Origin of the sequence: Flavobacterium sp. MDT1-60 (assembly GCF_014844035.1) — a bacterium.
GTDB lineage: Bacteria > Bacteroidota > Bacteroidia > Flavobacteriales > Flavobacteriaceae > Flavobacterium.
The window spans coordinates 1,541,861-1,560,999 of sequence record NZ_CP062159.1 but is presented as its reverse complement, the minus strand read 5'-3'; the positions used below and the strand labels follow the sequence as shown (position 1 = coordinate 1,560,999).

The 19,139-nt window shown below is 32.5% G+C and carries 18 protein-coding genes; 6 read left to right on the top strand and 12 right to left on the bottom strand.

Features of this window, described 5'->3' with window-relative positions; translation table 11 throughout:
• Nucleotides 1-23: 23 nt before the first annotated feature.
• From IHE43_RS06570 to IHE43_RS06560, 3 genes are all read left to right on the top strand, one after another.
• Nucleotides 24-1,118, top strand: a complete 1,095-nt coding sequence (locus tag IHE43_RS06570; protein ID WP_192187206.1) for a Nif3-like dinuclear metal center hexameric protein — start codon at nt 24-26, stop codon at nt 1,116-1,118.
• Between the two features lie 3 nt (nt 1,119-1,121).
• Nucleotides 1,122-1,901, top strand: coding sequence for a zinc ribbon domain-containing protein (locus tag IHE43_RS06565; protein WP_026982834.1), 780 nt, complete (start codon nt 1,122-1,124; stop codon nt 1,899-1,901).
• A gap of 171 nt (nt 1,902-2,072) precedes the next feature.
• Complete coding sequence (locus IHE43_RS06560; protein ID WP_192187205.1) at nt 2,073-2,954, top strand: alpha/beta fold hydrolase; 882 nt, start codon at nt 2,073-2,075, stop codon at nt 2,952-2,954.
• A 15-nt stretch (nt 2,955-2,969) separates the two neighbouring features.
• Here the strand turns inward: IHE43_RS06560 and IHE43_RS06555 are convergent, their stop codons facing one another.
• Nucleotides 2,970-3,650 (bottom strand): helix-turn-helix transcriptional regulator, encoded by a 681-nt coding sequence (locus IHE43_RS06555; protein WP_192187204.1) that lies wholly within the window; start codon nt 3,648-3,650, stop codon nt 2,970-2,972.
• 74 nt (nt 3,651-3,724) lie between these two features.
• Between IHE43_RS06555 and IHE43_RS06550 the strand changes: the two genes are divergently transcribed.
• From IHE43_RS06550 to rluF, 3 genes are all read left to right on the top strand, one after another.
• The gene (locus IHE43_RS06550; protein ID WP_192187203.1) at nt 3,725-4,876 is read left to right on the top strand and encodes a cytochrome P450; all 1,152 of its coding nucleotides are present in this window, start codon (nt 3,725-3,727) and stop codon (nt 4,874-4,876) included.
• A gap of 15 nt (nt 4,877-4,891) precedes the next feature.
• A complete protein-coding gene (locus IHE43_RS06545; protein WP_192187202.1) occupies nt 4,892-5,236 on the top strand; it encodes an antibiotic biosynthesis monooxygenase in 345 nt (114 codons plus the stop codon).
• A 175-nt stretch (nt 5,237-5,411) separates the two neighbouring features.
• On the top strand, nt 5,412-6,224 hold the full coding sequence (gene rluF, locus IHE43_RS06540) for a 23S rRNA pseudouridine(2604) synthase RluF (protein ID WP_192187201.1): 813 nt from the start codon (nt 5,412-5,414) through the stop codon (nt 6,222-6,224).
• A 66-nt stretch (nt 6,225-6,290) separates the two neighbouring features.
• On the opposite strand, the gene IHE43_RS06535 is transcribed toward rluF, so the two are convergent.
• The 11 genes from IHE43_RS06535 to IHE43_RS06485 form a co-directional block, all read right to left on the bottom strand.
• On the bottom strand, nt 6,291-7,037 hold the full coding sequence (locus IHE43_RS06535; RefSeq protein WP_192187200.1) for a LytTR family DNA-binding domain-containing protein: 747 nt from the start codon (nt 7,035-7,037) through the stop codon (nt 6,291-6,293).
• Nucleotides 7,030-8,598, bottom strand: a complete 1,569-nt coding sequence (locus IHE43_RS06530) for a HAMP domain-containing sensor histidine kinase (RefSeq protein WP_225585427.1) — start codon at nt 8,596-8,598, stop codon at nt 7,030-7,032. The genes IHE43_RS06535 and IHE43_RS06530 overlap by 8 nt, the downstream gene beginning before the upstream one ends.
• 193 nt (nt 8,599-8,791) lie before the next feature.
• Nucleotides 8,792-9,304 carry a hypothetical protein gene (locus IHE43_RS06525; RefSeq protein ID WP_192187198.1) on the bottom strand — a complete coding sequence of 171 codons (513 nt, stop codon included), beginning with the start codon at nt 9,302-9,304 and terminating at the stop codon, nt 8,792-8,794.
• Nucleotides 9,305-9,559: 255 nt separating this feature from the next.
• Nucleotides 9,560-10,948, bottom strand: coding sequence for a DUF4173 domain-containing protein (locus IHE43_RS06520; protein ID WP_192187197.1), 1,389 nt, complete (start codon nt 10,946-10,948; stop codon nt 9,560-9,562).
• 58 nt (nt 10,949-11,006) lie between these two features.
• The gene (locus IHE43_RS06515) at nt 11,007-11,297 is read right to left on the bottom strand and encodes a transcriptional regulator (RefSeq protein ID WP_026982841.1); all 291 of its coding nucleotides are present in this window, start codon (nt 11,295-11,297) and stop codon (nt 11,007-11,009) included.
• Between the two features lie 8 nt (nt 11,298-11,305).
• Nucleotides 11,306-11,935, bottom strand: a complete 630-nt coding sequence (locus tag IHE43_RS06510) for a hypothetical protein (protein WP_192187196.1) — start codon at nt 11,933-11,935, stop codon at nt 11,306-11,308.
• A gap of 320 nt (nt 11,936-12,255) precedes the next feature.
• Complete coding sequence (locus IHE43_RS06505) at nt 12,256-13,182, bottom strand: magnesium transporter CorA family protein (RefSeq protein WP_192187195.1); 927 nt, start codon at nt 13,180-13,182, stop codon at nt 12,256-12,258.
• Nucleotides 13,183-13,403: 221 nt separating this feature from the next.
• Nucleotides 13,404-14,288, bottom strand: coding sequence for a bifunctional 5,10-methylenetetrahydrofolate dehydrogenase/5,10-methenyltetrahydrofolate cyclohydrolase (locus tag IHE43_RS06500; RefSeq protein ID WP_192187194.1), 885 nt, complete (start codon nt 14,286-14,288; stop codon nt 13,404-13,406).
• Nucleotides 14,289-14,443: 155 nt separating this feature from the next.
• Nucleotides 14,444-15,796: a signal recognition particle protein gene (gene ffh, locus IHE43_RS06495; protein ID WP_192187193.1), complete on the bottom strand. Its 1,353-nt coding sequence runs from the start codon at nt 15,794-15,796 to the stop codon at nt 14,444-14,446.
• A gap of 279 nt (nt 15,797-16,075) precedes the next feature.
• A complete protein-coding gene (locus IHE43_RS06490; protein WP_192187192.1) occupies nt 16,076-17,761 on the bottom strand; it encodes an MBOAT family protein in 1,686 nt (561 codons plus the stop codon).
• A 1-nt stretch (nt 17,762) separates the two neighbouring features.
• Nucleotides 17,763-19,094, bottom strand: coding sequence for a LysM peptidoglycan-binding domain-containing protein (locus IHE43_RS06485; RefSeq protein ID WP_225585426.1), 1,332 nt, complete (start codon nt 19,092-19,094; stop codon nt 17,763-17,765).
• Between the last annotated feature and the right edge of the window lie 45 nt (nt 19,095-19,139).

Sequence of the window (19,139 nt, the reverse complement as noted above, 5' to 3'; positions counted from 1 at the left end):
ACAAACCCTGAAACAAAAAGAAGATGAAAATTAAAAAAATAATTGCAGTTCTCGAAGAAATGGCTCCTTTGGCTTACGCCGAAGATTTTGATAATGTCGGGCTTTTAGTTGGTGATTCAGAAACGGAAAGTACGGGAGTTTTAGTTTGTCATGACGCTCTTGAGAATGTAATTGAGGAAGCCATTGCAAAAAAATGCAATTTGGTGGTTTGCTTTCACCCGATTTTATTTTCCGGAATCAAAAAAATAACTGGCAAAAATTATGTTGAACGTGCCATTTTAAAAGCCATTAAAAATGACATTGCCATTTATGCTGTACATACTGCTCTTGACAATCATGCACAAGGTGTTAATAAAATATTCTGTGATATATTAGGATTGGAAAACACAAAAATTTTAATTCCAAAACAAAATTTTATACAAAAATTAGTGACTTACACCGTTCCTGATAATGCTCAAAAAGTGCGTCAGGCTCTATTTGATGCTGGTGCAGGAACTATTGGCAATTATGATAATTGCAGTTTCAATTCAAATGGAGTTGGAACTTATAAAGGTAATTCTAAAAGCAATCCGGTTGTTGGAAAACGTCACCAATTAACCGAAACTGAAGAAATAAAAATTGAAGTTACTTTCGAGAAACATTTGCAATCCAGAATATTAAAAGCACTTTTTGAAAATCATATTTACGAAGAAGTAGCTTATGAAATTTATGAACTTCAAAATTCACATCAAAATATTGGCCTTGGAATGATTGGCGAATTTGAAACTCCAATGAATGAAAAAGACTTTTTACTTTTCGTAAAAGATAAAATGATTGCAAAAGGAATTCGTCATTCTGCCTTTACAGGAAAAAAAATTAAAAAAGTGGCAGTTCTGGGAGGTTCCGGAAGTTTTGCTATTAAAAATGCAATTCAGGCTGGCGCTGATGCTTTTTTGACTGCCGATTTAAAATACCATCAGTTTTATGAAGCAGAAAACAAGTTACTTTTAGCCGATATTGGTCATTTTGAGAGCGAACGCTATACAAAAAACTATATTGTTGATTATCTTCGAAAAAAAATCCTTAATTTTGCCATCATTTTATCAGAAGAAAATACAAATCCAGTTAAGTACTTATAGAATATGGCGAATACGAAAGAATTAAGTGTTGAGGACAAGTTAAGAGCAATATACGATTTACAGCTTATTGACTCTAGAATTGACGAAATCAGAAACGTAAGAGGAGAACTTCCTTTAGAAGTTGAAGATTTAGAAGATGAAGTTGCAGGTTTGAGCACTCGTTCAGAGAAACTGAAAAGTGAACTTGAAGTGATTGAAGATCTTATCAAAGCAAAGAAAAATGCTATTGATGAGCACAAGGAGGTTATCAAAAAATACACAAAACAACAAGAATCAGTTCGTAATAACAGAGAATTTAATTCTTTGACTAAAGAGGTTGAATTTCAGGAATTAGAAATTCAATTGGCTGAAAAGCAAATCAAAGAAATGAAAGCTTCTATCGAACATAAAAAAGAAGTTATTTCTAATTTAAAAGAAAAACTTGACGCAAAAAGTTCTCATTTAAAACATAAAAAATCTGAACTTGATGCAATTATGTCTGAGACTCAAAAAGAAGAAATCTTCTTGTCTGAGAAATCTGCTGAGTTTTCAGGTCAAATTGAAGAAAGATTATTGGCTGCTTACAACAGAATCAGAAGCAGTGTTCGTAATGGTTTAGCTGTAGTTTCTATCGAAAGAGGAGCTTCTGCAGGATCATTCTTCACTATTCCACCACAAACACAGGTTGAAATTGCTTCAAGAAAGAAAATCATCACAGATGAGCACTCTGGAAGAATTCTAGTTGACAGCGCATTAGCTGAAGAAGAAAAAGAAAAAATGGAACAATTGTTCTCTAAATTCTAAATACTAGTCCCGATTTAATCGGGACTTTTTTTGCTTATTATTTTTTTGCCACAGATTAAAGATTAATATGGATTAAGTCACTCAAGCTCTGAGATGAAATCTTTTCTAATCTTTAATCTGTGGCAAAAACATTTAACAATCATTTTTTTTACCTTTAAAAAAAATTAAGTTGTGGGAATTAAAAAAGGAATTCGTTTCATTACATTAAAATCGGTCGGGCAATATATTAACTTTCTGAGTTACGTTCGTCCACAAAAAGCTGTTGAACTTTCATACGCCCTTTTTAGCCAGCCAAGAATTGGAAGATTACAAAAAGACACTTTACCCAAAATTCTAAAAAATACAGAAACAGAAACGTTTCATCATAACGAACATCATTTTCAAACCTATGTCTGGAAAGGAAAGGAAACTAAAATACTCCTGGTTCACGGCTGGGAAAGCAATGCTTCTCGCTGGAAAAAAACATTGCCACATCTTCAAAAATCCGGAAGCACTATAATTGCTATCGATGCACCCGCGCACGGACAAAGCAGTGGAAAAGAATTTAATGTACCGCTTTACGCTGAATTTATTAATAAAGCCGTTGAAAAATATCAGCCGGAAATTATTATTGGCCACTCTATTGGTGGTGCGGCTTGTGTATATCATCAATACTTATTTCCGAATACAAGCATCAATAAAATGGTAATTTTAGGAGCTCCATCTGATTTGAAAACATTGATTGACAATTACATTTCGATGCTGAGTTTAAATACCAAAATGTTTTCGCTATTAGAAAGCAAATTTATGAATCGTTTCAACTTTAAACTCGAAGATTTTTCCGGGCAAAAATTCGCCTCAGAATTTAATGTTTCTGGTTTAATTGCACATGACACTTCAGATAAGATTGTCGCTTTTGAGGAGGGTAAAAAAATAGCCAGTAATTGGAAAAATAGTCAGTTTATTGAGACTAAAGGTTTAGGTCATGGCATGCATGATGATGAATTGTATGAGAAGGTGATTGCCTTTTTGTTTTCTGAAGGTACGCAAGGTTCTGAGCCGCTAAGCCGCTAAGGCACTAAGGTTTTTCTAAATAACGATCTTAAAATTCTTAAGTAGCTCCTTTTCTCCTTTTCCCGTTATTGTTACAGCTCTTGAATTTTTATTTCTTCTGAGCCAATCTTCTGTTATCATTTTATTTAATAATAATGCTCCGATGGAACCGGCAATATGATTTCTTCTTTCGCACCAGTCTAAACAGGGTTTTAAGAAGATTCTTTTTTGTTTTTGAGCTTCTTCTAGATTAATCCCAAAATCTGAAAACCATTTTTTCCCTTCAGATGAAATCTCAAAAAGTCCATTCTTTTCGATAATTATTTTTTGTTCCAATAGACTATCAGCTAAGGCAACACCAATTTTTCCCGCTAAATGATCATAACAAGTTCTGCAGTATTTTACTGGAGGATACTCTTCGGATTTCTTCTTCGTAGAAACTTTAGGCTTCGGAATAAGATTCGCCATGGCTTCGACAGCGTAGGCAACTTCTTTATTAGAAAATCTATAATATTTATGACGTCCTTGTTTTTCAACACAAATCAAATTGGCATCCAGCAATTTTCCTAAATGCATGCTGATGTTTTGTGCTGATGTCTCAACTGCAATGGCTAATTCGGTTGCGGTAAAGGCTCTTCCGTCAAGTAAATTCCACAAAATTGAGGCGCGGGTTGCATCACCAATTAAGGTTGCTGTTTTTATAAATTGATCTTCCATTTTATTTTCATAGTTAAATACAGACTGAACTATTCACTTGTAAAGTTAAATAACTTTGCTAAAAACAATTCAACATGTCTTCCACTTTATTTCTTCAATCTGATATTCATGATCCATATTCGACATATAAATCAATGTTGGAAAAACATCCTGTTTATTGGGATGAAACAAACAAAATCTGGACGATTTATTCTTATGAATATTGTGTAGAAATTCTCAAAAATAAAAATGCACAAATTCCAGTTGGAAATCCCAAAAATGAACAAAAGCTCAATGAATATGCTCTGAAAATTCTTGATAATTTGACCCGTTTATCAAATGGCATACAACATGAAATCTCAAAAGAAATTGCGATGCTGATGTTTTCAAATATGAAATCAATTGACATCCGGGAAATCACTTCATCCTTAATAAAAAGTGATTTAGTTAATTATAAAATCGATTGGGTTAATTCCGTTAGTAAAAAATTGCCGATTTATGTCCTATTAAAAAGTTTTGGCTTTGAAGAAAATGATTGTGAATTTATTTCAGAGAAAATAGAATCTCTTGTCAAAATTATGCTTCCGCAGAAAACGGAAGAACAAGTACTATTCATTAATAGGAACTCGGAAAAATTCTATTCTTTAGTTGAAAAACATCTTTCTTCCTTATCATTTTACAATTCTTTATTAATTAAAATTTCTAATCAATATAATCTTTCATCAAAAGAAATTGTTCCGATTGTAGTTAGTAATTTTATTGGTTTGTGTATTCAAAGTTATGATGCCGGTCGTGGAATTCTGAGTAATTCCTTATTACAAATTATTCAACACGAAACATTTTCGAATAGAACTGAAATAGAAAAATCGGTTATTGAAACCTTACGCTTTGATCCTCCAATTCATAATACAAGGCGAATTGCAACTGAAGATTTTTACATCGGCGAAAGCCTTATTAAAAAAGGAGATTCGATATTAATTGTGCTGGCTTCCGCTAATTATGATTCTGAAAAGTTTGAAGATGCAATGAATTTTGACATTGAAAGAATAAACAATAATGAAAATCTCACTTTCGGAATTGGTGGTCATATGTGCCTGGCAAAATATTTTTCGATTCATTTGGCAACTGAAGCTTTGTGGTTTTTATTTCAAAGCAATAAATCCATTTCATTATTGGAAAATCAAATTCAATATGAACCACTAATAAATGCCAGATTACCAAAAGAAATCTGGATTTCAATCCAATAATTAAAATATAAAACTATGATAGCTGTAATTTTTGAAGTCATTCCGAACGAAGGAAAAAAAGAAGAATATCTGGATATCGCTGCAAGCCTGCGACCAGAATTAGATCACATTGAAGGATTTATTTCGATAGAACGTTTTCAGAGTTTTAGCAATCCCGAAAAGGTTTTGTCTTTGTCTTTTTGGAAAGATGAAGAAAGTATTCAACAATGGAGAAATCTGGAAATGCATCGTCATGCTCAGGCAAAAGGACGAAATGAAGTCTTTAAAGATTATCATTTGAGAATTGCTCACGTTGTTCGGGATTATGGAATGTTTGACAGGAAAGAGACACCTGTTGATAGCTCTGAGTTTCATTCTTAAAAAAAGGTGCAAAGGCTCAAAGATGCAAAGAGACAAAAAAATTTTTCTTTGAGGCTTAACCAAAATATTGTAAAAAATCTAAAATCTAAAGTCTGAAATCTAAAATTACAGGACTCCAACAATCTAAAATCTTAAATCTAAACTCTAAAATTTAAATTTTACCTACTTTTGCAGTATGGAAGAGAATTTAAAACGTCTGAATAAATTTATTGGAGAAACTGGCTATTGTTCACGTCGTGAGGCCGATAAATTAATTGAAGAAGGACGCGTAACGATAAATGGAGTTGTACCGGAAATGGGGACCAAAGTTTCGCCAGATGATGAAATACGCATAGACGGAAAATTAATCGTGGAGAAGCACGAAAAATTAGTGTATTTGGCTTTCAACAAACCAGTTGGAATTGAATGTACTACCAACTTAGAAGTTCGAAATAATATTGTTGATTATATTAATTACCCAAAACGTATTTTTCCGATTGGAAGATTGGATAAAGCCAGTGAGGGATTAATTTTTATGACCAATGATGGTGATATTGTAAACAAGATTTTACGCGCCAGAAACAATCACGAAAAAGAATATACGGTGACGGTTAATAAACCAATCACGGATCGTTTTATACAAAGAATGGGAAATGGTGTTCCGATTTTGGATACCGTTACCAGAAAATGTAAAGTAGAACAAATTAGTAAACACACATTCAAAATTATTTTGACACAAGGTTTAAATCGCCAGATTCGTAGAATGTGTGAATATTTGGGTTATGATGTAACGGCGTTGAAACGTATCCGAATTATAAATATTTCTTTGGATATTCCTGTTGGGCGCTATCGCGATTTGACGGATGATGAAATCAAAGAGTTAAATCATTTGATTGAGCCGTCAAGCAAAACAGAAGAAGCAAGTTTACCAAAAGCGGAAGCCCCAAAACGAAGAACAGAATTTATTTCAGAACACGATCCCAGATTTAAGAAAAAAGGAGATTATTAAATACAAAACGGCCGCTTAAAATTTTAGAGTGGCCGTTTTTTTTTAATTGAATGTACAATAAAAGTATTATTTTAATACCCGAAACTTACTCACAAAGTCTTTATACTTTTCACTTAAAGTAACTTTAAAATTTCCTTTCAGCACAACCAGATTATCACTCAAAACAATTTCAATGATTTTATTTGAGTTCACAATATAATTACGATGTGTTCTTATAAATTTTACCGGATCTAAAAGTTCCAGTATCTTGGTTAACGATATGAGAATTACAAATTTTTCAGTTTCTGTAATTATATTACAATATCTGTCTTCGACTTCGACATATGAAATATCTTCCGTTCTTACTTTTTTAAGCGCTTTATTTTTCTTTATAAAAAGATACTTATCACTCATTACGGCATTTTGATTTTTGCCCGTAAAAACGTTATTCTGTCCGTAGAATTTCTCAATCGCCATTTCCAGCGCGTACAAAAGTTCTAATTCATTGTAAGGTTTTAATAAAAAACTAAAAGGCCGAGTGAGTTTTGCCCTGTCAAAAATTTCGCGTTCTCTTGAGTTTGTTAAAAAAACAAAAGGTCTCAGCGCATCGGGAACCGTATTAAGCGTTTCTGCGAATGATATGCCGTCTGGCTTGCCATCTAAGTAAACATCTATTACAACGAGATCGACTACATTATTATAAAACAATAAAAGTGCTTCATTATAGGTAGTGGCAACACCAACAACAGTATAGTTATTCTCAATAAGTACTTTTATCAGCCTGTCACTTTCTGAAAAAGTATCTTCGATAATGAGTATATTAATATTATCCATGATTTTTAAACTTTGGTACTATTATAATAATTTTAGTTCCAACATTTTCTTCACTTTCTATCTCTAGTTTTCCTTCATTTTTACGAATCAGACTCTTACACAACTGCATTCCCAATCCGGTTCCTATTGTGTCATCATTTTTCTTTTTAGAAAGTAAAATAGTTTCCTTCAAGAGTTCTTCCTGCACCGACTTATTCATCCCAATTCCAGTATCTTCAATAACCAAATAACAAAACTCTTCTGATGGAGTGCGGCTATAAATTGAAATTTTGCCGTTTTCTTTTGAAAATTTAATCGCATTGTCTAACAGATTTCTGATAATAATTTTTATCGAATCCAAATCTGCAAACACATAATCTTCAGCCGAGACATTGTTTTCAAAATTAATATTCTTGTTCAGCATCAATGGTTTATAATTGTATTCTACGTGCTGCACAATGGTCGCCAAATGAAGTGATTCCTGAAAAAAGTAAGCTTTTTTAGTTTGTAATAATGCCCAATTCAGTAAATTATCTAATAAGTTATAAGCTCCATTAGCAATTGTACTATTATTATGTAGCAGGACATCAAGCTCAGTAAAATTTTTATTTTTGAGATTTTCTATTAATTTATTATTGCTCATTTTCAGTGCATTTACCGAAGATCGTAAATCATGGCTCACAATAGAGAATAATTTATCCTTTGTAGCATTCAGTTCATCCAGTTCATTTCGCTGTGCCAGGATAATTCTATTATTTTTAGTTTTTTGTCGGTAAAAATAAACTCCTGTTCCAAACAATACAAAAAGCAAAACCGAAGAAATGATAAAACCATTTCTTTCGGCTACTTTTACTTTATTTTCTGCTGCAAGTACATCAACTTCTTTTTGCTTTTGTTTTACGGCAAGTTTCTTTTCAAGATCTGCTATTGCCCAAACTTTATTTTGATCGTTTAAAGAATCTTTCCAGGTTTCGTATTCTTTTCTGTAAACTAAAGCTAAGGGGAAATTTTTTCTATTTTCTTCTACGGCTGCCATATTTTTTGCAGCCATTCTTTTAATATCAAATGATTTTACCTTTTTAGAAAGATTGTAGGCTTTCTCAAAGTAAGGTATTGCCTGATCATCTTTATATTGGACATAATACAAATTAGCAAGAAGTAGATAAGATTCTACAAGTAACAAAGTATCGTTTTGAACCTCTTGTGATTTAGAATTTTTAATTAAATACGTTTCAGCTTTTTGAAATTTATTAAGATGTAAGTAACATGAGCCAATATTCTGTAAAACAACGCTTTTTTTAAAATCATAAGTGCTTTCAGCTAATTTTTCAATGCTATTAAAATATCGTAAAGCAATTTCAAATTCATTTTGCTGTAATGCTATTTCTCCTAAAAAAAAAGTTACATTATGATAAAAAATAAATTTTCCTGAAACCAGTTTTAATTCATTTTTAGCTTCGTCAAAAAGATTTTTCCTTAAAAAACTAACAGCTCTAAAATAATGACAATAGTCATTTAATTCCAGAGCATTGCTCTTGCTAAGTTGTTTCATAGAATAAACTAAAGTTGAATCCCATTCCATCTCAAAAAAGAATTTTTGGGCTTTGTCAAAATCAATCTCTTCTTTATATTTAATTATCTCTTTTTTTATTTGGGTCTTTAATAAACCTTCGTTATGCCTCTGTTGAGAGCAAAGGATAAAAGGAAAACAAATTAATAATAAAACAACTAAAAAATTTATTCCTAATTTTTTTTCTTTTAGCATTATAAATCAATTATATTGATCTAACAGGAGTTTCCGTCCCTCTTGAAGTTTCAGGGTCAGAGTCCCAAAGAAAAGTCTGAATTTTTTCCAGATTTGAGAATCCTCCAATAAAGCTATCGTTAGCATTAAAAACTATTTCATAAATAAATAAATCCGCTGATAATTCTTCTGGCATATTGTATACTATAAAAAACTGTAATTGCGGATTTCCTTCAATATCGATATAAGTATTTTGAATTATTTTATAATGGAGAATTTCATTTTCGACAAGAGGCGAATCAACATAAACAACAGCCTGTATAAGAAGAGCATTTGAATGTGAATCATAATATGCCTCAACATATGGTGATAAAACCTCTGCAGATTTCGTTTTTTTAAATGTCACTGTTCCTATAGAATGAACAGCATCCTTATCCTTGGGAGTAATATCTATCCCAGGAGGAGTAATACCTGCATCAATAGCTGTATCATCGTCATTATTGTCAATAGTAGTAGTAATAGTGGTAGTAGTAGTTTTTGTCATGGTATTGTTTTTAGGTTAAACGTTATTGAATTATTTATATTTTTAAAAAATATTCTAAACAAGTAAAAGCAAAAACAAACAAAAAAATGTTTTCGGGGAATCAAATATAGTAAACATTTTCCTAATAACTTTTAACAATTTGTAATAACTATATTAATTAACAATCTGTTATTTATTTTTTTCCGTCCAAAACCATAATAACAATATTTCATAAAAAAAATCCCATTAGCTTTGACTAATGGGATTTTCTACAAACTATTTCTTCTTATTTAAAAACTCATAATATAAAGCTTTTGACAAAAACGTCGTGTTTTGATATTCATCAATTATCTCTTCTCTTCTAATTTCAGTTGATTTTCCGTCTAAATTATTTTTTAAAAAATATTCGCGGCGGGCATCGTCATTAAAATTCAGGTCACTTAAAAATCTTGGCTCTACGGTTTTATTTACTGAAATATTGTAATTCGTAATTAAATTACCCCAGTTTACATAACTACATAAAAGAACTGTTGCATAAAAATACCATACCATTTGATTGATGAGATAAGCATTTGTTTTTTGCTTTGTAATTTTAAAAAAAACATACACTAAACCTATAATGGCCAAAATTAAAAAAGCGTAAACGCCTAATCGTTTATAAGTTAATCCGAAATATGACACATATTCTGAATTTTTAATAAAGGCACTTACAATTAAAAGACCATTTAAGACAATCCAAATTTTAGCCAGTGTTTTAAGGTGAACTGCTTTTTTATCAAAATTGAATCCGCCTTTAAAATAAAACATAATTACTCCCACCGCCATAAGAATTGAAAAGATTACTGAATTTACTCTTTGATGTGTATCAGCACTTAAATTTGATTTTTCTACGACCTCAAAAAACTGTTCGTAATTGTAGGTTACAATAAATACCAAAAGCATTAAATTTAATAGTATTAAAGTGATCACACCACTTTTTCTCTCGAAGTCCAGATCAAGAAACGAAAATGTATTTTGATTTTTGACTTCGGCTATATTGCTGAATTCATTATCCAAAAGTTCATTTTTTTCATAACAAACTTCAGGAACCCAATAATTCCAGAAACTAAATGAAATATAGAAACCCAGAATTCCAATTATTATAAGATTTCCAAGATTGATATCTAAAGTGTAATCTGTAAATAAAGAAGAGAAATGGTTACTTCCGAAAGAATACACTATAAAAAATAGTACAAGAAAAATAGCCGGAATAACAAAGAAAGCAACTAATTTCTTGGCAAAATTATTATGGATTTTCTTTTCCGGAAGCCATTGTTTAAACATTAAAACGCGTCCCAGTGAAGTAATTCCGTTTAGAAATACGAGTGGGAAAATCTGAACTATTTTCAGTTTTGGATCCTGCGTTTTAAACTGTAAAAAAAGAACAGACATTGCCAATGCTAAAAAAGAAGCAAAGTCTCCGTACCAGGCAAAAGCCAAACAAGATAGAACCGATGTGACGACTAAGATCAAATGTGATCTTTCAGAAAAACGGTCCTGGAAGAAGTAACAAACAAAACCGGTTAAAACAAGCCCAAAAATTGACAGGTTAACGCCTAGATCTTCTTTGTAAAAAAGCAGCAAGAAAATCAAACTGCAAGCAAAAATAATGTGATGTTTTTTCATGATTATAAAATTAAAAGTACTTTGTATTTCAAAGTAATTAGACAAAAAATTTTGGTTATTAGGATTTCATTAATTTTTCAAGGTACGATAAGTGTTCTTTAAAGGCCAAACGACCTCTTTCGGTAACACTATAAGACGTTTTTGGCTTTTTACCAACAAACTCTTTCTTCACTACAATATATTCTGATTTTTCAAGCGCTGAAGCATGACTGGCCAAATTACCATCTGTTATATTCAATAAGGTTTTCATTTCGGTAAAATCTACCCATTCATTCACCATCAGAATGGACATAATTCCCAATCTGACACGGCTTTCAAAATCTTTATTTAATTTATCAATAATTCCCATTGCGTGGATTATTTATACTTTTTGAACATTATTAATCCGTACAAGATATGCAAAATACCAAATCCAATGATCCAAAAAACTAAACCATATCCAATTAAAAAAAGAGAAATAAAGCCTAAAATCAATTCACAAAAACCTAAATATTTAATATCCGAAAAAGTATATTTCTCAGCATTAATAAGTGCTAAACCGTAAAAAATTAAAGTTGCCGGCGCTACTAAACCATAGTTTTGATGGTATAAAAGCGACAAACAAAATACACCACCAGACAGTAATGGAACTGCCAAATTAAACAACATTTTTTTTGTTGCTGAGGTCCAAATTGGCAAATTGTATTTTTTACTTTTTCTGATTGTAAAAGCAGCTCCAAAAACAAATGCACATATTAAAATAACGATTCCAGTTACAACCAGTTCTGAAACTAATTTATAGGGAATAGTATAAGCTCCATCGTCATAAGCTCCATCGTCAAAATAATTTACTCCATTAACTCTAAACAACTGATAAACATATAGACCGCCAATTAAAGCAGAAAGTCCGGCAAAAACTCCTGAAAGTCCGCTTAGGGATATAAATCTTGAAGAGCGCTCCATCATGGAACGAATATGTGCTAAATCTTCTTGGTGTTTCTGATTCATAAATAAAGTACTTTGTAATGCAAAGTTATATTTTATTTTGAAATGACAAGCAAAAAAGAATATTTTTATTTAATGAATAAAATTGTACCCAAATGGTTTTGAAAACCTTGCGAAATGAAAGCTTCTTATTAACGGGGATCTGCGTGAGGGACAGGAATAAGCTACCGAAGTAGCATGGATAGCCCGACCATATTTGCGAAAGGCGCACATAAGCGGTCTGTTAAATAGCGCCTTTTGTAAATACGGTCACGCCCAGATTATAAAATAACAAAGCCTATTCAAACGAATAGGCCTTTATATTTTTAAATTTTAAATTTTGATTAAAACCATCTTCTTCGTTTGAACAAGAACACTCCAAAAGCAGATAAAACGACCGAAATTAAAAGAAGAATCCAAATGCCATATTTACTTTCTTCAAGACCATTTGGGACGTTCATTCCATATAAACTGGCGATTAATGTCGGAATCATCAAAATAATAGAAATTGAAGTCATCTGTTTCATAATATTATTCATGTTGTTAGAAATTACCGAAGCATACGCGTCCATCATTCCGGTCAAAATATTGCTGTAAATATTTGCCGTGTCCTGCGCCTGGCTTAATTCTATCTCAACATCTTCCAGCAAATCAGAATCATAGTTTGCTTTGTACGCTTTTAAGTTTTTAATTCGATGAAATAAAACATCGTTTGCTTTTAATGATGTGATAAAGAATACTAAACATTTTTCGATTTGTAGCAATGCTTGCAATTCTTCATTTTTAATAGATTTCTCTAAATTATCTTCGGCTAATTTTATTTTCTGATTTATTTGTTTCAAATATTTTAAATACCAGACACTTGACGAAAGCAGTAATCGCAAAACTAAATCAGCATTATCTTTGACTTCAATATTTTTACGCTGTGAATAAAGTGCAAAATCGGAGATAACTTCTGTTCTGTAAAATGTTATTATAACACATATTTCATCTTTAAAAATTACACCCAGAGGAATGGTTTGAAAAGGAAGTTTTATGTCTTCACTTTTTATAGGAACGCGCATTATAATTAATGTCCAGCCATCTTCTATCTCAATACGAGGTCTTTCGTCAATATCCTCAATGTCATTGTAAAATGCTTCGGGAATCTGCAGTTCTTCCAGTAAATATTTTTTTTCTGCTTCTGTTGGTGCTTCAATGTTAATCCAACTGTTTGGATTCCATTTAGGTATTTCTTTAAATCCGTTATTGTTTGTGTAAAAGGCTTTCATTTCAAAATACAGGGTTTTAGCATAGCATTTTGAAAAAATCAAAAGCTGTTTTTAATTAAATACTAACGAATCATAATCGTCCATTGGAGAAGTTTTTTTTAAAGTGTGGCAAAAGTATCCTTTATTTTTAAGACAAAAAACTTTAAAGTATTAATTATATATTAAAACAACAAAGCCTATTCGTTTGAATAGGCTTTGTTTATAGGTGTTTTTATGAAATTTTATTTTCTTGCGCTTCTCATTTTACGCGCTAGAAGCGTATTTTTAAGTAACATCGCGATGGTCATTGGTCCTACTCCACCCGGAACTGGTGTAATGAAAGATGCTTTTTTGCTTACTTCGTCAAAATCAACGTCACCTTTTATTACATAACCTTTTGCGTTTGATGCATCATCTACACGAGTAATTCCAACATCAACAATTACAACTCCGTCTTTCACCATATCTCCCTTTAAAAATTCAGGAACTCCTAAAGCTGTAATAATAATATCAGCATTTTTAGTAAATTCTGCCAAGTTTTTAGTACGGCTATGTGTCAGCGTAACTGTTGAATCTCCAGGATTTCCTTTACGGCTCATTAAAATACTCATTGGTCGGCCTACGATATGGCTTCTTCCAATTACTACAGTATGTTTTCCAGAAGTTTCTACTTTGTAACGCTCCAACAATTCCATAATTCCGAATGGTGTTGCCGGGATAAAGCTTTCCATTTCCAATGCCATTCTTCCGAAGTTTGTTGGGTGAAAACCGTCTACATCTTTGTCAGGATCGATGGCTAAAAGAATTTTTTGTTCGTCAATATGTTTTGGCAAAGGCAACTGAACGATATATCCGTCAAGATTATCATCTTCATTTAACTCCTTAATTTTAGCTAATAAATCTGCTTCGGTAATATCTTGAGGCAAAGCTACCAGAGTTGAATCGAAACCAATTTGCTGGCAAGATTTTACTTTACTTCCTACGTAAGTTAAACTTGCTCCATTACTCCCAACAATAACCGCTGCTAAATGAGGGACTTTTCCTCCCGCTGCTTTTATGGATTGAACTTCGGCTGCGATTTCGTTTTTAATGTCTTCTGCTGTTTTTTTACCGTCTAGTAGTTGCATTGTGTTTTGTTATTTTTGTTTCAGGTTTAAAGTTTGCTGCGCCAATTCGGCTTTAGCCTCGAGTCAAGTTAAACGAAACTCATATTTTTTATATTAAAAAAGTTTCAAATTTCAGTCTCTAACCTGAAACCTGAAACTTGAAACTTTTAATTTTATTATCTCGGCATTCCGCCTGGCATTCCTTTCATGCCTCCCATCATTTTCATCAGGTTTTTTCCGCCCGGACCTTGCATCATCTTCATCATTTTGCTCATTTGGTCGAATTGCTTCATTAACTGATTTACTTGCTCGACTTTAGTTCCGGAACCTTTAGCGATTCTGGCCTTCCTTTTTACATCGATAATGGCAGGTTTGCTTCTTTCGATTGGCGTCATCGAGTGAATGATTGCCTCAATATGTTTGAAAGCATCATCTTCGATTTCTACATCTTTCATGGCTTTTGAAGCACCTGGTATCATTCCTACCAGGTCTTTCATATTACCCATTTTCTTTACTTGCTGAATTTGTGTTAAGAAATCATCAAAACCAAATTCGTTTTTAGCGATTTTCTTTTGAAGTTTTCTTGCTTCTTCTTCATCAAATTGTTCCTGCGCTCTTTCTACAAGCGACACAACGTCACCCATACCCAAAATACGCTCAGCCATACGATCCGGATAGAAAACATCAATTGCTTCCATCTTCTCGCCTGTACCCACAAATTTGATTGGTTTGTTTACAACAGATTTAATTGAGATTGCTGCTCCACCACGAGTATCACCATCTAATTTCGTTAAAATAACTCCATCAAAATTCAGGATATCATTGAAAGCTTTTGCTGTATTTACCGCATCTTGTCCTGTCATGGCATCTACAACAAACAAAGTTTCCTGAGGCTGAATTGCTTTATGAACACGAGCAATTTCATCCATCATTTCTTTGTCTACTGCTAAACGACCAGCTGTATCGACAATAACGACATTAAAACCGTTTGCTTTTGCATGTTTGATTGCGTTTTGAGCAATTTCAACAGGATTTTTATTTTCCGGTTCTGAGTAAACCTCAACATCTATTTGGTCTCCCACAACATGCAACTGATTAATCGCCGCCGGACGGTAGATATCACACGCTACAAGAAGTGGTTTTTTATTTTTCTTAGTTTTTAAAAAGTTGGCTAATTTTCCTGAGAAAGTCGTTTTACCAGAACCTTGCAATCCCGACATTAAGATCACAGATGGAGTTCCTGAAAGATTAATTCCGGCAACATCGCCACCCATTAATTCAGTCAACTCATCTTTTACCAACTTCACCAATAATTGTCCTGGCTGAAGTGTTGTTAAAACGTCCTGACCAATTGCTTTTTCTTTTACTTTAGTTGTAAAGTCTTTGGCAATTTTAAAGTTAACATCGGCGTCTAATAAGGCACGACGAACTTCTTTTAAGGTATCGGCAACGTTTACTTCTGTAATTTTACCGTGTCCTTTTAATATATGGAACGCTTTATCTAACTTATCACTTAAATTATCAAACATACTATTTTCTTTATTTGAAGTGCAAAGATAATCTAATTAGATATTTCAGGCAATTTTTATTTAAGGGCATTTAACCGCAAAGAGCGCAAAGATTTTACGCAAAGTTCGCTATGTTTTTTTGCTCGCAAAGTCGCAAAGTTTTTTGTTTCACGCAGATTTAAAAGATTTAAGCAGATATTAAAAATCTTTTTAATCCTTTAATCCATGGCTATAAATTAAAAAGCGCAAAGGATATAAACCTTTGCGCCTCTGCAACCTTGTTCCTTTGAACCTTCCTAACTAGAATTGAAAGTAGATAAATGGTTGTGAGCCTGCTACTGCTGTCGCGTATACGATCCAGTAGACGAAGCCCAGAATTACGGCTTTTAACAATAACGGTGTATTATCAAAAACCCATTTCATTTTGTCTGTGATAACTTCTGGTAAGAAATGCCAAACGTAACCGAACAGCATCAATAAAAATACATTTTTGTAACCTAAAACTATGGCTTTCCAATTTTCTGGTTCGAAAGTTAACTGGCCAATATTGTTGATGACCTGCAGCGCTGTTTCGAAATCTCGGGCACGGAAAAAGATCCAGCAGAAAACTACAAAATGGAATGTGATTACTATTGAAAAGAAGCTCCATAAAAAGTTTGGACCTTTTCCATCTTTTTTAGATGGAAAAAATTCAGTAAAAATTTTATGAACAGCCAAAGCTAATCCGTGTAATGCCCCCCAAACAATAAACTGTGCTCCGGCTCCGTGCCACAAACCGCCTAAAAGCATTGTAGTAAAGAGATTGAAATTAGTTACCAAAGTTTGTTTTCTTTTGCTTGAAAGCAGAAATGACAAACAGAAAAGTCCAATTCCGCTTAATGCTATTATTAACGGAATTATACTGGTGTTATAACTTGTAATTCCCCAAAGTAATAATCCGAAAAAGAATAAACTTGGGAATAAAAATCCGGCGAAGGAACCTTCTCTGTTTCCTCCAATAGAAATATATAAGAAATCTTTTAGCCAGGTGGATAATGAAATGTGCCATCTTCTCCAGAAATCGGTTATCGAAGTTGATTTATAAGGCGTTCTAAAGTTGGCCGGTAATTTAAATCCTAACAATAAAGCGATTCCGATTGCCATATCCGAATATCCTGAGAAATCACAATAAATCTGAATGGCGTACCCGTAAGAGGCCATTAAATTTTCGAATGATGTATAACTCATCGGTGTATCAAAAACACGATCTACAAAGTTTATTGATATATAATTTGATATTACTGTTTTCTTGATCAATCCACCAATAATCAAAAACAAAGCGTTGTTTACATCTTGTTTTGTCAGGTTTAATTTTTGATAAATCTGCGGAAGAAAATCTTTTGCGCGCACAATTGGTCCTGCGACTAACTGCGGGAAAAATGAAACGAAAAACAAATATTCAATATAGTTTTTTGTTGGTTTGATTTCTTCACGATAAATCTCGATTATATAACTCATCGACTGAAAAGTGTAAAACGAAATTCCGACCGGAAGAAAAATATTATGAAGAGCAAAGTGACCATTGAACATATCATTGTACGTCACAATCATGAAGTTCATGTACTTGAAATACCCAAGTAATCCCAAATTCAGAATAACGCTTATTACCAAATATAATTTCTTCGTACTATCTTTAGTGGTCTTGTAGATAATTTGGCTCAGACCATAATCAACTACGGAAGAAAGTAATAATAGTAAAAAGTAAATTCCGCTTGATTTATAATAAAAGAAAAGCGAGAATAGAATAACGTACGTTAATCTCAGGTAAAATGTCTTGCGTAAAAAACCATACACAAAATAAAAAACCAGAAATAAACCCAGAAATAAACCGGTATTAAATAATAATTTTTCGTCGGGATTATAAATAAACCAGCTTTTAGCCTGTTCTAAAGTAACTTCCCCAAAGTTTTGAACAAACCAATTATTTATGCTATCAATTGTAATCAACTTAATTTTTTAGTTTAAAATTATCGTATGCTTTTAAAAACGCCTGTGTAAACAAGTTTCCTTGTTTTTCGTATCCTTTTTTCGAATAGTGAACATAATCCGGGCCAATTAATTTTTCTACTTTTAATTTCCGGACACCTTCCATCCCGCCAAATTCATCATATAAATCCCAAACTGCAAAACCATCTTCTTTTGCAATTCCGAGGATACTTTTTGCATAATCATGAACGTAAATATTAGGTCTTCTTGCTTTAAGCAAAGAAGGCGGCGGCGTCATCACAATTATTGGAACATTGATATTTTGATCCTTTATGTTTTTTATAAACTGGCGCAATTCTTTGATATAAGCCGAAGCTTCCATGTGATCGTAGCTTTCATTTGTTCCTAGTGAAAAAACAAGTAAGTCCGGATGCAAAGTTTTTAATTGCTCAAAGAATAACGGATATTTATTATAATCTGAAAATTTTGCTCCATTTACGCCAATACTGCTATAAAGTAATCCTGGTGCATCTTTTTCTAAAACAATTCCGTTTAGTTCAAATTTTGAAGCGTCTTTATTCGGAATCAAAAATATTTTATCTAATGCCTTTTCAGAATTATAATAATGTGAAAAAGAATCCGATTCGACATTTAAAGAAACAAACGCTGAACTTTTGATCGTTTTTGGTTTTGTTTCATTCGTCGGAATTTTCAATGTTCTTCCAGCGCGAATGTTATTCGATTTCAAACCATTTGCTTGTTTAATTTCAGCAACCGAAATATTATATTTATCTGCAATTGTTGAAATTGCTTCACCCTTTTTTATTTTATGTTTAATTACTTTTCGCTCTGTCGACTGAATAATATTGGTTTGTGATGATGTTGCCAAATCAAACATATTCTGATTTTGAGGTGTGATAATCTTAATTGTATTGAATTTGTAAGCAGGATCTTTTACATTCAATTCAACTGCAAAACCCCCATTGTCTCTCCAAAGTCCAATTCCGCTTAAACCAACCGGATAATTTTTATGCGGATGAATGTTTCGATAACTTTCCCATGTTCTGTTTGAACGAAAACGCTCATTGTAAGATCCGTTTGTTTTCGCTAACTGATACGGAAAAACCAAACCGCGGCCGGCATTTCCAAATCGTTGCTGTAGGTTTTTTCTAATTTCGTTGGTCATTAAATCACTCTGAATGTGAGAATCTCCAATATGAACAATGTTGATTTTTTGACTTTGATGTACATCATTTTCATTTAATTTCTGAAAAATACTTTCTAAAACTTTTGCGTTATAAATCCTATCATCAGAAAAAGAATCAATTGCGGTTGTATCAGTTTTAGTACTCATAGGTTTGGATGTTGGAAGTGAGACCGTCTTTTCTATTTTATCATT

Excerpts from the sequence above, each read along its gene's own strand:
- IHE43_RS06510 (WP_192187196.1), bottom strand. The coding sequence starts at position 11,935 with ATGAATCAGAAACACCAAGAAGATTTAGCACATATTCGTTCCATGATG.
- IHE43_RS06500 (WP_192187194.1), bottom strand. The coding sequence starts at position 14,288 with ATGCAACTACTAGACGGTAAAAAAACAGCAGAAGACATTAAAAACGAA.
- IHE43_RS06545 (WP_192187202.1), top strand. The coding sequence starts at position 4,892 with ATGATAGCTGTAATTTTTGAAGTCATTCCGAACGAAGGAAAAAAAGAA.
- IHE43_RS06485 (WP_225585426.1), bottom strand. The coding sequence starts at position 19,094 with ATGAGTACTAAAACTGATACAACCGCAATTGATTCTTTTTCTGATGAT.
- IHE43_RS06505 (WP_192187195.1), bottom strand. The coding sequence starts at position 13,182 with ATGAAAGCCTTTTACACAAACAATAACGGATTTAAAGAAATACCTAAA.
- IHE43_RS06535 (WP_192187200.1), bottom strand. The coding sequence starts at position 7,037 with ATGGATAATATTAATATACTCATTATCGAAGATACTTTTTCAGAAAGT.
- IHE43_RS06550 (WP_192187203.1), top strand. The coding sequence starts at position 3,725 with ATGTCTTCCACTTTATTTCTTCAATCTGATATTCATGATCCATATTCG.
- IHE43_RS06570 (WP_192187206.1), top strand. The coding sequence starts at position 24 with ATGAAAATTAAAAAAATAATTGCAGTTCTCGAAGAAATGGCTCCTTTG.
- IHE43_RS06530 (WP_225585427.1), bottom strand. The coding sequence starts at position 8,598 with ATGGAATGGGATTCAACTTTAGTTTATTCTATGAAACAACTTAGCAAG.
- rluF (WP_192187201.1), top strand. The coding sequence starts at position 5,412 with ATGGAAGAGAATTTAAAACGTCTGAATAAATTTATTGGAGAAACTGGC.
- IHE43_RS06520 (WP_192187197.1), bottom strand. The coding sequence starts at position 10,948 with ATGAAAAAACATCACATTATTTTTGCTTGCAGTTTGATTTTCTTGCTG.
- ffh (WP_192187193.1), bottom strand. The coding sequence starts at position 15,796 with ATGTTTGATAATTTAAGTGATAAGTTAGATAAAGCGTTCCATATATTA.
- IHE43_RS06565 (WP_026982834.1), top strand. The coding sequence starts at position 1,122 with ATGGCGAATACGAAAGAATTAAGTGTTGAGGACAAGTTAAGAGCAATA.
- IHE43_RS06555 (WP_192187204.1), bottom strand. The coding sequence starts at position 3,650 with ATGGAAGATCAATTTATAAAAACAGCAACCTTAATTGGTGATGCAACC.
- IHE43_RS06525 (WP_192187198.1), bottom strand. The coding sequence starts at position 9,304 with ATGACAAAAACTACTACTACCACTATTACTACTACTATTGACAATAAT.
- IHE43_RS06515 (WP_026982841.1), bottom strand. The coding sequence starts at position 11,297 with ATGGGAATTATTGATAAATTAAATAAAGATTTTGAAAGCCGTGTCAGA.